The 13,152-nt window shown below is 32.5% G+C and carries 11 protein-coding genes; 6 read left to right on the top strand and 5 right to left on the bottom strand.

All coding sequences use genetic code 11. The features are described 5' to 3' along the window. The 4 genes from Q4487_RS10325 to Q4487_RS10340 all read right to left on the bottom strand — a co-directional run bounded on the left by Q4487_RS10325 (position 1) and on the right by Q4487_RS10340 (position 2,919). On the bottom strand, positions 1–465 hold the full coding sequence (locus Q4487_RS10325; protein ID WP_303542199.1) for an IPExxxVDY family protein: 465 nt from the start codon (positions 463–465) through the stop codon (positions 1–3). Between the two features lie 110 nt (positions 466–575). After that, positions 576–1,316: a ribonuclease III gene (rnc, locus tag Q4487_RS10330; protein WP_100894484.1), complete on the bottom strand. Its 741-nt coding sequence runs from the start codon at positions 1,314–1,316 to the stop codon at positions 576–578. Positions 1,317–1,320: 4 nt separating this feature from the next. After that, positions 1,321–2,571: a beta-ketoacyl-ACP synthase II gene (gene fabF / locus Q4487_RS10335; protein WP_303542197.1), complete on the bottom strand. Its 1,251-nt coding sequence runs from the start codon at positions 2,569–2,571 to the stop codon at positions 1,321–1,323. A 114-nt stretch (positions 2,572–2,685) separates the two neighbouring features. Then, on the bottom strand, positions 2,686–2,919 hold the full coding sequence (locus Q4487_RS10340; RefSeq protein ID WP_008269813.1) for an acyl carrier protein: 234 nt from the start codon (positions 2,917–2,919) through the stop codon (positions 2,686–2,688). Between the two features lie 162 nt (positions 2,920–3,081). On the opposite strand from Q4487_RS10340, the gene Q4487_RS10345 reads away from it, so the two are divergent. From Q4487_RS10345 to Q4487_RS10365, 5 genes are all read left to right on the top strand, one after another. After that, the gene (locus Q4487_RS10345; RefSeq protein ID WP_303542195.1) at positions 3,082–3,648 is read left to right on the top strand and encodes a phosphoribosylglycinamide formyltransferase; all 567 of its coding nucleotides are present in this window, start codon (positions 3,082–3,084) and stop codon (positions 3,646–3,648) included. Next, positions 3,648–4,280 (top strand): viroplasmin family protein, encoded by a 633-nt coding sequence (locus Q4487_RS10350; RefSeq protein WP_034645766.1) that lies wholly within the window; start codon positions 3,648–3,650, stop codon positions 4,278–4,280. The genes Q4487_RS10345 and Q4487_RS10350 overlap by 1 nt, the downstream gene beginning before the upstream one ends. A gap of 86 nt (positions 4,281–4,366) precedes the next feature. After that, complete coding sequence (locus Q4487_RS10355; protein ID WP_013620825.1) at positions 4,367–5,293, top strand: PfkB family carbohydrate kinase; 927 nt, start codon at positions 4,367–4,369, stop codon at positions 5,291–5,293. Between the two features lie 48 nt (positions 5,294–5,341). Further along, positions 5,342–7,240, top strand: coding sequence for an amidophosphoribosyltransferase (locus Q4487_RS10360; RefSeq protein ID WP_013620824.1), 1,899 nt, complete (start codon positions 5,342–5,344; stop codon positions 7,238–7,240). A gap of 753 nt (positions 7,241–7,993) precedes the next feature. Continuing rightward, a complete protein-coding gene (locus Q4487_RS10365) occupies positions 7,994–8,890 on the top strand; it encodes a metalloprotease (RefSeq protein ID WP_303542192.1) in 897 nt (298 codons plus the stop codon). Between the two features lie 407 nt (positions 8,891–9,297). Here the strand turns inward: Q4487_RS10365 and Q4487_RS10370 are convergent, their stop codons facing one another. Continuing rightward, entirely contained in the window at positions 9,298–9,906 is a 609-nt protein-coding gene (locus tag Q4487_RS10370) for a superoxide dismutase (protein ID WP_100896802.1), read from the bottom strand. 122 nt (positions 9,907–10,028) lie between these two features. Here Q4487_RS10370 and Q4487_RS10375 point away from each other — a divergent pair, with 122 nt between their 5' ends. Beyond that, the gene (locus Q4487_RS10375; RefSeq protein WP_100894490.1) at positions 10,029–13,148 is read left to right on the top strand and encodes an exodeoxyribonuclease V subunit beta; all 3,120 of its coding nucleotides are present in this window, start codon (positions 10,029–10,031) and stop codon (positions 13,146–13,148) included. Positions 13,149–13,152: the final 4 nt, after the last annotated feature.

Raw genomic sequence — 13,152 nt, forward strand, 5'->3', positions numbered from 1 at the left:
TTAAAAAATTAAGTTGTTTTTAGATTTTAGGTTATCAACATCTATATTATAAGCAGTCACAATTTTTGGTATACTTACAATTTGTTTTAAAATTGAAGTAACAATTTCTTTGTCTTCTTGCTCTATTTTTAAAAAGTAATCTACGTCCTTATATTCTGGGACTAGATAGTGTGTTGTGTATGATAGTTCGCTACCAAACAGACCTCCTTGTTCCTCTTGTTCTTCTATTGTACTATGGTTGCTAATTAAAGTCCAGTAATTATCATTATCTGTGTCTTCCCATTCAAAAAAAGGAAAAGAAATACGCTTATTTACATCTAAATCTATTTTGGCTCTTCTAAAATTAGATTTTAAAAATAAATTAAGATTATAGCCAATTGCGTAATCTTCTAGACTGCTGTGTAGGGCAATTAATGAAAAAGAATCTTCAAAAAAATCTTCAGAAATTTTATGTATAGCTCCCATATTCTTTATGTCTGAAAGAGTAAATATAGGATTAAAACTTATACTAGCCTAGTATGTTTTAAGGTTTAAGCAAGGTATTTAAAACGAAAACGTTTTAGTTAACAATTATTTTACTTAGACTTCTTAATTTTGTCTTGTAAAGCAAAAAAAGCACGTTTAGAAGCAGCTTCTTCTGCCTTCTTTTTTGATGTTGCTCTGGCTTTTGCAATTATATTATGATCTATAGATAGTTTTACGGCAAAGTGTTTTAGCGTGTCATTACCGGTGTCTTCATATACGTTATAATTAAATTGCTTTTTTTGTTTTTGGCACCACTCTATCACCAAGCTTTTGTAACTAATTACTCGGCCTTCTAATTGCTCTATATCTACGTACGGGCCAATTACTCTTTCGCTTATAAATTTTTCGCAATAATCATACCCTCTATCTAAGTAAATAGCACCAACAAGTGCTTCAAAAACATTGCCGTGTATGTTATCTCCAAAATGAGATTTTGAAATTCTGCTCTCTACATACTTTATAAGTTCTAAATCTTTACCTAATTCGTTTAAGTGCTCTCTACTAACAATTTTAGAGCGCATTTTAGTAAGGTAGCCCTCGTCTCCTAACGGAACTTCGTTGTATAAATATTTAGAAATAATTGTACCTAGCATAGAATCTCCAAGAAATTCTAGGCGTTCGTAATTTAAAGGATTACCGTCTTTATCTTTTTTATTTGCAGACCTGTGCAAAAAGGCTTTGCGGTAAATCTCTATTTTTTTAGGCTTAAAGCCTAAAATGTGTGTTATTCCTAAAAAAAAATCCCCATCTTTTTCTGGATGGGAATTAAATATTTTGGAGATAAAACTCATTATCTTAGTTTAATTTTTTAAAAATTACACATGCATTGTGCCCTCCAAATCCAAACGTGTTGCTTAATGCAACATTTACGTCTCTTTTTTGAGCTTTATTAAGTGTAAGGTTTAATTTAGGATCTATATTTTCATCTACATTTTCATGGTTAATTGTAGGTGGTACAACACCATGCTCCATGGCAAGGATAGATGCAATTGCTTCTATTGCTCCTGCGGCACCAAGTAAATGCCCTGTCATAGATTTTGTAGAGTTTATATTTAAATTATGTGCGTGCTCACCAAAAACTTTACTAATAGCTTTTAGTTCTGCAACATCTCCTAACGGTGTAGATGTACCGTGTGTATTAATAGCGTCTACATCTTCTGGCTTTAAACCAGCATCTTTAAGACAGTTTTCCATAACACGTACAACGCCTATACCTTCTGGGTGAGGTGCTGTCATATGGTATGCATCACTAGATAAACCACCACCAGCTACTTCTGCATATATTTTTGCTCCTCTGGCAACAGCGTGCTCATATTCTTCTAACACTAAAGCGCCAGCTCCTTCACCTAAAACAAAACCATCTCTGGTAGCGTCAAAAGGTCTAGATGCTGTTTGCGGACTATCATTTCTGGTAGATAACGCGTGCATAGCGCCAAAACCACCCATACCTGCAATAGTAACAGCAGCCTCACTACCACCTGTAACAACAACGTCACAATGGCCAAGGCGTATAGTGTTTAACGCATCTATAATTGCATTTGCAGAAGATGCACATGCAGATACAGTAGTATAGTTAGGCCCCATAAAACCGTGTTTAATAGATATGTTACCTGGTGCTATATCAGCAATCATTTTTGGTATAAAGAAAGGGTTAAACCTTGGTGTACCATCTCCTTCAGCAAAGTTTAATACTTCGTTCTGGAAAGTTTCTAAGCCACCAATACCTGCTCCCCAAATTACGCCAACTCTAAATTTGTCTAGAGCGTCTAAATCTAATTTAGAATCTGCTATTGCTTCATCTGCAGAAACCATAGCGTATTGAGCAAACTTATCTAGTTTACGTGCTTCTTTTCTATCGAAAAAATCTGCAGGATTATAGTTTTTTAATTCGCAGGCAAATTTTGTTTTAAATTTTTCTGCATCATAATGGGTAATAGGGGCAGATCCGCTTTTTCCGTTTACTAACCCATCCCAGTATTCTTCTATGTTATTGCCTATAGGCGTTAAAGCTCCTAGACCTGTAACTACAACTCGCTTTAATTGCATGAACTCAAATTTTGTTAAATCTATTAATTAGATATGTGTAAATTAAAAAAAAAAATCCATGCAGCAAGACTACCACATGGATATTTTTTTAAATCTTGTTCAAGATATAATAAATTACTTTGCTTCTTCTATATAACTTATTGCTTGACCAACTGTTGCAATGTTTTCTGCTTGATCATCTGGAATCTGAATATCGAATTCTTTTTCGAACTCCATAATTAACTCAACAGTATCTAAAGAATCTGCTCCTAAGTCGTTAGTAAAGCTCGCTTCTGTAACAACTTCGTTCTCATCAACTCCTAATTTGTCAACGATTATAGCTTTTACTCTTGATGCAATGTCTGACATAATAATTTTGTTTTAATAATTTTAATTGAAGGCAAAAATAAAAAACTTTGGTTTAAATACACCATTTGTCGTTAAAATGTGTCAATTTTTAATTTAATTTAATATTGAAGTGTTAATTTTACACCTCATTTTTTATTCAATAATTACCTTATTTGGCGCTCTATGAAACGTATTGTTCTACTTGCTTCTGGTTCTGGTTCTAATGTAGAGAACATAGCAAATTATTTTAAAGACAACCCTTTGGTTACTATTATCTGTGTACTTACTAACAAAAGAGATGCCAAAGTCATAGATAGATGTAACAGGTTGAATATAAGTTCTTTATACTTCAATAGAGAGGCTTTTTCTAAGTCAGACTGCTTATTAGACATAATTAAGGGTATGCAACCAGATTTAATTATTTTGGCGGGTTTTTTACTAAAAATACCCCAAAAGTTTGTTGATGCTTTCCCTAATAAGATTGTAAATATACACCCTGCATTACTGCCAAATTATGGAGGAAAAGGAATGTACGGCATGCATGTGCACAATGCAGTAAAAAATAATAATGAGTCAAAAACTGGCATAACAATTCATTATGTAAATGAAAATTATGATGAAGGAGCTATAATTTATCAGGCAGAAACAGCAGTTAATAGTAACGATTCTGTAGATGACATTGCAAAAAAGGTACACATGTTAGAGTATGAGCACTTTCCAAAGGTAATAGATCAACTTTTATCAAAATAATGGGTAAAAAAGGAAAATTTTATACAGTTTGGAAAGGTAAAAAACCCGGAATTTACGATTCTTGGGCTGCTTGCAAGGCTGCCATTAATAAAGAAAAAGGCGCCCAGTATAAGTCTTTTCCAACTTTTGAAGCTGCAAAAAAAGCTTTTAATGGTAGTTATGATGATTATAGAGGTAAAAAAATTACTACAAGCTTGTCTAAAGCAGAGCTAGATAAAATAGGGCAACCAAATTACAACTCTATTGCTGTAGATGCAGCATCTAGTGGCAACCCAGGTATTATGGAATACCGTGGTGTAGACACCCAAACCGCCAAAGAGCTTTTTAAACAAGGGCCTTTTAAACAAGGTACTAATAATATAGGAGAGTTTTTAGCTTTGGTACATGGCTTGGCATATCTTAAAAAAAATAATAGTAACCGTATAATTTATACAGACTCTAGAACAGCTATGAGTTGGGTACGCAAAAAAAAGTGCAATAGTAAATTAAAGGAGTCTAAAAAAAATGAAGATGTTTTTGAGTTAATACGTAGAGCAGAAGATTGGTTAAAAACAAATACATACACTACAACAATTGTAAAATGGGAAACTAAAGCTTGGGGAGAAATTCCTGCAGACTTTGGGCGTAAATAGTACTTTTTCTTGTTTTTATAAATTGATGTTCTAATGAATCGGAATTGCTATTTCAAAAATGTATCTTTGCACCAAAATTAACTTATATGAGCAAATTGTTAATTGTGGGTACAGTAGCTTTTGATGCTATAGAAACCCCTTTTGGTAAAACAGATGTTATTCTTGGTGGTGCAGCAACGTACATAGCTTTAGCTGCGTCACAATTTAAAGTAAACTCTGCAATAGTATCTGTTGTTGGTGAAGATTTCCCTCAAGAACACCTAGACTTATTAAAGAGTAAAAATGTAGATTTATCTGCCTTAGAAATTGTAAAAGGAGGTAAAACATTTTATTGGAAAGGTAAATATCATAACGATTTAAACTCTAGAGATACTTTAGCTACAGAGTTAAACGTATTGGCAGATTTTAAACCAGTAGTTCCAGAAAGTTATAAAGAAGCAGATGTTGTTATGTTAGGAAATCTACACCCTAGCGTACAAATGAGTGTTATTGAACAAATGACAAAAAAACCAAAGCTTATTGTTTTAGATACAATGAACTTTTGGATGGATAATGCATTAGATGAATTGTTAAACGTAATTAAGCATATAGATGTTATTACAATTAATGATGAAGAGGCAAGACAATTAACAGGAGAATATTCTTTAGTTAAGGCAGCTGCCAAAATACAAACAATGGGACCAAAATTTGTTGTTATTAAAAAAGGAGAACACGGAGCATTATTGTTTAAAGATGATAATGTGTTTTTTGCACCAGCATTACCGTTAGAAGAGGTTTTTGACCCTACAGGTGCAGGAGACACTTTTGCAGGTGGCTTCTCTGGTTATTTAGCAGCTTCAGGTAACGTTTCTTTTGACAATTTAAAAAGCGCAATAATTCACGGTTCTAATTTGGCCTCTTTTTGTGTAGAACGCTTTGGAACAGAGCGTATGGAGAAATTAGAAAAAACAGAAGTAGACAAGAGGCTGCGTCAGTTTGCAGAATTAACCCAGTTTAACATAGAATTACAATAATAATTACAAGCCCATTTATGGGCTTTTTTTAATATCAATTTATAAGAAATGAGTGACGCCATTAAACACGAATGTGGAATTTCTATGATTAGGCTGTTAAAGCCCTTAGAGTATTACAAAGAAAAGTACGGTACAGCTTTTTACGGAGTAAATAAAATGTACTTAATGATGGAAAAGCAACACAACCGTGGACAAGACGGTGCAGGTTTTGCCAGCATTAAATTAGATATGAAGCAAGGAGAGCGTTATATGAGTAGAGTGCGTTCTGCTCAAAGTCAGCCAATACAAGATATTTTTGCTCAAATAAATGACCGCATAAACACTGCTTTACAAGAAAACCCAGAGTATGTAGACAATGTAGCTTTACAAAAAAAACACATTCCTTATATAGGAGAGGTGTTGCTAGGGCACGTACGCTACGGTACTTTTGGTAAAAATAGTATAGAGAGTGTGCACCCTTTTTTAAGACAAAACAATTGGATGCATAGAAACCTAATTGTGGCAGGTAATTTTAACATGACCAATGTTAATGAACTTTTTGACAATTTGGTGCAAATTGGTCAGCACCCAAAAGAAATGGCAGATACAGTAACTGTTATGGAAAAAATAGGTCATTTTTTAGATGACGCTGTAGCAAAACTGTACAAGCAAATAAAAAAGGAAGGGTTTACTAAATTAGAAGCTTCACCAATTATAGCAGAGCGTTTAAACGTAGCTAAAATTCTTAAAAAAGCAGCCAAAAACTGGGATGGTGGTTATGCTATGTCTGGTTTATTAGGTCATGGAGATAGTTTTGTGCTTAGAGATCCTGCAGGTATTAGACCCGTTTACTATTATAAAGATGATGAGGTTGTTGTTGTAGCATCGGAAAGACCAGCAATACAAACAGTATTTAACGTGCCTTTTGATGAAATAAAAGAACTAGAACCTGGACACGCTCTTATAGTAAAGAAAAGTGGTAAAGCTAATATTAAACAAATTCTAGAGCCAGTAGAGCGTAAAGCATGTTCTTTTGAGCGTATTTATTTTTCTAGAGGTAGTGATAAAGAAATTTATAAAGAGCGTAAAGAACTTGGTAAGTTACTTTTTCCGCAAATATTAGAGTCTATAGATGGTGATATTAAAAACACTGTTTTTTCATACATACCAAATACAGCAGAAACTTCTTTTTATGGTATGGTTAAAGAGGCGCAAAACCACTTAAACCGTAAAAAGGAACAGCAAATTTTATCTATAGGAAGAAAAATTACATCAGAGGAGTTACACGAAATACTAGAGGTTAGACCTCGTATAGAAAAAGTAGCCATTAAAGATGCTAAACTTAGAACATTTATTACACAAGACAGTAGTAGAGATGATCTAGTAGCGCATGTATATGATATATCTTACGGTTCTGTAAAAAAGGGAGACAACCTTGTTATTATAGATGATAGTATAGTACGTGGTACAACGCTTAAAAAGAGTATTTTAAAAATACTAGATAGGTTATTACCAAAGAAAATAGTAGTAGTTTCATCTGCTCCACAAATTAGATATCCAGATTGTTATGGTATTGATATGGCTAAACTAGAAGACTTTATTGCTTTTAGGGCTGCCTTAGCACTACATAAAGAAAATGACTCTATGGATATTGTAAAAGGTATTTATGAGAAATGTTTAACACAAGTAAACAGACCAGACAAAGAGGTTGTTAACTATGTGAAAGAGTTTTACAAGCCTTTTACTGCAAAGCAAATTTCTAAAAAAATAGGAGAATTACTTAGCTCATCAGAAATTAAAGCAGAGGTAGAAATTATATATCAAACTGTAGAAAGTTTACATGAGGCTTGTCCTAAAAATTTAGGAGATTGGTACTTTACCGGAGATTACCCTACTCCAGGAGGTAACAGAGTGGTTAACAGAGCATTTATTAACTTTTATGAAGGTAAAAGTGAACGAGCGTATTAAAATGCATCGATGAAATGCATTAAATAGTGTATTTTGTCGGTAATATATGCGTTTTAGCTTTTTTATGCAGCTAAAGGGTAGTTACATAGCTAATTTTGTGATTACCATAGCATAAGTAGGTTAAGTTCATGGTAAAATTTGGGGAAAAGGTGGAGGAAACTCCGCCTTTTTATTTTTTATACTATACCATTCATCGGATAATATGTAGTTGGACTGATGAAATGGGCGTTAATCCGATACTTTAGGAACAAAATATAAACTTAAGTTATCTTTGCTGTACCATAGCATAAGTAGGTTAAGTTCATGGTAAGATTTGGGGAAAAAGGTGGAGGAAACTCTACCTTTTTATTTTTAACTACTTTCCTGAAATTCAATTCTTTTTAATAAATATATAAAAAACACTTAGTCTAGTAAACTCTTTAGTTTAACTAATATTGTTTATGGCATTATATAATTAATATACATTTGTTATCACCATAGCATAAGTAGGTTAAGTTCATGGTAAGATTTGGGGAAAAAGGCGAAGGGAACTTCGCCTTTTTATTTTATACCATATTTGCAAATTCTTTTCTTTTAGTTATTTCCAACTTACTCATTATTAATACTTTTTAATTATAATCATTTTTTTTTACAACTAATACTCTAGTAATCCGATGGTTATATGTGTATTGTTAATTTTTATTTAATATTTCATAATTAGTAAGAAAATATTTACTAATATTGTGTTAACTAATAATCAATAAAATATTAATTATGAAAAACTTAAATTTTAAAAGAACCTACCTATTAGGGTTAACTTTTGTAGCAGTTTTACAGTCTTGTTCTAAGGATACAGAGACCTTTGAGGCAGAAACAGAAGTTGCAGAAGTAAAAGAATTAGCTATTGCTGAAGCTTTTGAAGATGAGTTGCATGAATGTGGTTATGTAGATCGTAACTGGAGTAGTACTGCTTATTTAAGCAGTTCAATAGGTACATCTTCTGAGACAAACTTTATGCAAACTCAAAATTCTAGAATTGCAGCAGTATGGGGAAGACCAGCTGTGCCACTTAGTTTTGTAAAAGACAACTCTAACCCTAACTCTACTTACAATGCTATATCTTATGGTAGTGGTAAAATTTATTATGGAGAAGCAATTTATAATGCTGCAAAAGCTCAAGGTCAAATAGCTAACGTTATGATATTAGCTCATGAATTTGCTCACCAATTACAGTTTACTTACGGTTACCCGTCTAAAAACGAATCTACTGCAAGAGCAGCTGAGTTAGAGGCAGATGGTATGGCAGGTTACTACTTAAGAAGACCAAATGGGTATAATAAAACAAGCTTTTCTCAGATAGCAACTGCGTATGAGTTTGCTGCATCTATTGGAGACAATAATACAAGTAGCCCAGGGCATCACGGTCGTAATTACCAAAGAAGATCTGCTGTAAGGTTAGGTTTTTTACTTGGAGCTTATGATTTAAATGCGGGTAGTTTTGATTATAATTTCTTCTATTACTATAATGGAGTTTTAGACGGATCTTACAAGCAAGAAAAATCTGAGTATTTTAATGCAGACTTAGATGCATACATTCGTTCTTATGCTAAAGAATTACAAAAAATTAGAAATGGTGAAATGTCTGATGAGGAATATTTTAACCTAGATTAAAAAATTAAGAACACTTACTTTAGTATAATTTTTTAATTGTTATTAAAATTTTAACAAAACTATGGGATTTTTGAGTTGAATTTCTAGTTGGTTTTTGAAGAAAAGGCGAAGGAAACTTCGCCTTTTTATTTGCTTGTAATCAAGCCATTAGCGTGCATTTCATCGATAATATTTGCATATTTATGAATTATTGTGTTAATTTTTTTGTCGTTTTTTTTTTTTATTAGACACAATACCAGTAATTTAGCAAAGCCATAGCATAAGTAGGTTAAGTTTATGGTAAGATTTGGGACGAAAAGGGTAGAGATCTTCTCTGCCCTTTTCTATTTTATAGAATTAAGTAAATACAAAGCATAAAAAAAGCCACTCTAAAACAAGAGTGGCTTTTATATTTTAAATGTATTTCTTTACTTGTTGCTAGCGTAAAGTTCAGATACTTTATCCCAGTTAATTACATTAAAAAATCCTCCAATGTAATCAGGTCTTCTATTTTGGTAGTTTAAGTAGTAAGCATGTTCCCAAACATCTAACCCTAAAATAGGAAAACCGCCACAACCAACTCCTGGCATTAACGGGTTGTCTTGGTTAGGAGAAGAACAAACTTCTACTTTACCTCCTTTTTGTACACACAACCAAGCCCAACCAGAACCAAATCTAGTTGCTGCTGCAGTAGAGAAAGCCTCTTTAAAAGCATCAAAAGAACCGTAAGCTTCATTAATAGCTGTTGCTAACTCGCCAGTTGGCTCGCCACCACCGTTAGGAGACATTACTTCCCAGAAAAGAGAGTGATTGTAAAATCCACCACCGTTGTTACGTACAGCGCCATTGTTCATATCTAGGTTAGTTAAGATATCTTCAATAGATTTCCCAGCTAAATCTGTTCCTTCAATAGCACCATTAAGTTTAGTTGTATATCCGTTGTGATGTTTTGTATGGTGAATCTCCATAGTTCTAGCATCAATATGTGGTTCTAACGCATCATATGCGTAAGGTAATTTTGGTAATTCAAAAGCCATAATTATATCTATTTTTATGTTAAAAAAATGTCTTAGTTCAAATTTACAATATTCTAAGGCATTTTCCATAACGTTTCTGTTAAGAACATTGTAATATTATGTAATTTGCAGCTAAAAACTAGTTGGAAACTTCGCCTTACAAAATATACAGCGCATCTGCAGGCTCGGGTAAAACATATACCTTGGCAAAGGAATATCTTAAAATAATTTTATCTTCTGCTACAGCAAAAAGTTACAGACAAATACTAGCTATTACTTTTACAAATAAGGCTGTTAATGAGATGAAACAGCGTATTTTAGATAATTTATATGCTTTTAGTAAGGTTGATGAAAGTACAACTCCCTCAGATTTATTTTTAGATGTAGCAAAAGAACTTAATGTATCTACTGAAGAGTTGCAAAAAAGAGCAAAACAGGTACACAAGAGTATTCTGCATAACTATGCTTTTTTTGATATTAGTACAATAGATAAGTTTACACACAGACTTATTAGGACTTTTGCAAAGGATTTAAAAATACCACAGAATTTTGAAGTGGTTTTAGACACCCAATTATTATTAGCAGAAGCTGTAGAGAGGTTGCTTGCAAAAGCAGGTACAGATAAACTTTTAACCAATACATTACTAGAGTTTACTTTTGAAAAAATAGATGATGACAAAAGTTGGGATATTTCTTTTGATTTAAATAAGGTGGGCAAAATGTTGTTTAATGAAAACAATATAGAGCATTTAAAGAGTTTTAAAACTAAAAGCATTACAGATTTTTTAGCGTTAAAAAAGACACTTATTACCACGCTAAAAAATTTAGAAGAGGCTGCTATATTAAAGGCAAAAACTGTAGATGCTATTATAGAGACAGAAGGAATAGATGTTACAGATTTCCCTAGGCAAACCTTACCAAATCATTTTAAAAAAATAATAGAAGGAGAGTTTAACCCCGCTAAATTATATAACAATAAGCTTGGTGAAAATTTGCAAAATGGTAAAATATTTAAAGCCTCTGTTAAAAATGCACCGGACCACATAGCTCCAATGCTTTTAGAAATTTATACAAGTGTAAAAGATACAATGTACCAAAGAGCGTTGTATAAAAATGTATATAGTAATATTGTACCGTTAACGGTATTAAATGAAATACAGAAAGAAATTAATACTATTTGTAAAGAAAGAGATCAGCTAACTCTGGCATCTTTTAACGCTATAATTTCTAAGGAAATTAAAAATCAGCCAGCACCTTTTATATATGAAAGGCTTGGAGAAAAATACAGGCACTATTTTGTAGATGAGTTTCAAGACACATCTGAGCTTCAATGGAAAAACTTAATACCTTTAATAGGTAATGCGTTAGAAAGTTTAGATGACTATGGTAAAAAAGGGTCGCTATTATTGGTGGGGGACGCTAAGCAAGCTATTTACAGGTGGCGTGGTGGCAAGGCAGAACAATTTATACAGTTAGCTAATAAAAAAGAGTTGCCATATGTGTTAGAGCCGCAGACAGCAGAATTACCTAGAAATTACAGAAGCTTTTCAGAAATTATTAATTTTAATAATAGCTTTTTTACAGTAACTAGCAATTTGCTAAACAATACCACGTATGCAGATTTGTATATTTCTGGTAATAAGCAAGGTGTGAATGCAAAAAAAGGTGGTTTGGTAGAGTTGTCTTTTATTCCTGATGATAAGGAAGAAAACGATAACGATTTGTATTGTGCTTCGGTTTTAGAAACAATTACATCATTAACATCAGAAAAAAAATACAACTATAAAGATATTTGTATTCTAGTGCGTTCCAATAGTCATAGTTATGTATTAGCAGATTTTTTAACGGCTCAAAAAATTCCAGTAATATCATCAGAATCTCTATTACTAAAGAGTAGTGACAAGGTAAGTTTTTTACTAAATTTATTAACTTATAGTACGCAGCCAAAAGATAAAGATACCTCTTATGAGATTTTATATTTTTTAGCAGATAAGGAAGAGGATACACACAACTTTATACAAGCTAACTTAAATACCTTAGAGGAATTTTTGTTAAGCAAATACGGTTTTGCAATAAATAAGCTTAAACAACTGTCTGTTTTTGATGCTTTTGAAAAAGCAATTCATCAATTTAAATTGGCAGAAACATCAGACGCATATCTTATTAGTTTAATGGATGAAGTTTTAGATGTTGAACAAAAAGATGGTGTTAGTGCACAGACTTTTTTAGCCTTTTGGGATAAGAAAAAAGATAAATTATCTTTAAAAGCTCCAGATAATATTAATGCCGTGCAAATAATGACGGTGCATAAATCCAAAGGGTTGGAGTTTCCTATTGTAATTTTTCCGTTTGCAAATTCTTTTATATATGGTAAGGATGAAAAAATATGGTTGCCAGTAGATTCTCAACAGTTTAATGGTTTTACAGAAATGTTAGTAACCAAAAAACAAGAAATGGAAGAGTATGGCGAGTTGGCAGCTAAACTATTTACAGAAGAGCATAGCAAACAAGAGTTAGATGCCTTTAATGTATTATACGTTGCATTAACTAGAGCCGTAAAAGCACTGTATGTAATTAGTAAAAAAGAACTAAATGCAAAAGGAGAACCAAATATGAATAGGTATTCTGGTTTGTTTATAAAGTATTTACAGCAACAAGGTGTCTGGACCGATACTCAGCTTGTTTATAGTTTTGGAAATTTACAAGTAGCAGAAGAGGTTGCTTTAAAAACAGATAAGCTTAATCATATAGCGTACCAATATTCTACTAAAGACAGACCAAGCTTTAAAATACTTACTAGGTCTGGTATGTTATGGGAAACAGGTAGAGACGTAGCTTTAGAAAAAGGAAACCTTATACACTTGCTACTTAGTTATGTCCAAACTAAAAAGGATATTGATAAAGCAATAGCTATATTAATAAGAGTCGGGCATTTAACGCCTACAGATAAAGAGGCAACCAAACAAAAAGTACTTACAGTTATAGAGCACCCAGATTTAGCCTTATATTATAAGGAAGGAAATATTGTTAAGAACGAAAAGGATATAATTACAGCAGAAGGATTACTTTTGCGTCCAGACAGAGTTGTAATTAACACAAATAACGAAGCAACTGTTATAGATTACAAAACAGGTATGCCAAATAATAGCTACCACCAACAAGTAAATAGTTATGCTTATGCATTAGAAGCTATGAATTATAAAATAGCAGCTAAAGTAATAGTATATATTAATGATAACATTACTCCAGAATTTATAAGTTAAAAAT

It is taken from the genome of Cellulophaga sp. 3_MG-2023 (assembly GCF_030546975.1).
Taxonomy (GTDB): Bacteria; Bacteroidota; Bacteroidia; order Flavobacteriales; family Flavobacteriaceae; genus Cellulophaga.

What these genes read in the sequence shown, in the direction of transcription:
- Q4487_RS10350 (WP_034645766.1), top strand. Translation starts at nt 3,648, where the DNA reads ATGGGTAAAAAAGGAAAATTTTATACAGTTTGGAAAGGTAAAAAACCC.
- rnc (WP_100894484.1), bottom strand. Translation starts at nt 1,316, where the DNA reads ATGAGTTTTATCTCCAAAATATTTAATTCCCATCCAGAAAAAGATGGG.
- Q4487_RS10370 (WP_100896802.1), bottom strand. Translation starts at nt 9,906, where the DNA reads ATGGCTTTTGAATTACCAAAATTACCTTACGCATATGATGCGTTAGAA.
- Q4487_RS10355 (WP_013620825.1), top strand. Translation starts at nt 4,367, where the DNA reads ATGAGCAAATTGTTAATTGTGGGTACAGTAGCTTTTGATGCTATAGAA.
- Q4487_RS10365 (WP_303542192.1), top strand. Translation starts at nt 7,994, where the DNA reads ATGAAAAACTTAAATTTTAAAAGAACCTACCTATTAGGGTTAACTTTT.
- Q4487_RS10345 (WP_303542195.1), top strand. Translation starts at nt 3,082, where the DNA reads ATGAAACGTATTGTTCTACTTGCTTCTGGTTCTGGTTCTAATGTAGAG.
- Q4487_RS10340 (WP_008269813.1), bottom strand. Translation starts at nt 2,919, where the DNA reads ATGTCAGACATTGCATCAAGAGTAAAAGCTATAATCGTTGACAAATTA.
- fabF (WP_303542197.1), bottom strand. Translation starts at nt 2,571, where the DNA reads ATGCAATTAAAGCGAGTTGTAGTTACAGGTCTAGGAGCTTTAACGCCT.
- Q4487_RS10325 (WP_303542199.1), bottom strand. Translation starts at nt 465, where the DNA reads ATGGGAGCTATACATAAAATTTCTGAAGATTTTTTTGAAGATTCTTTT.
- Q4487_RS10360 (WP_013620824.1), top strand. Translation starts at nt 5,342, where the DNA reads ATGAGTGACGCCATTAAACACGAATGTGGAATTTCTATGATTAGGCTG.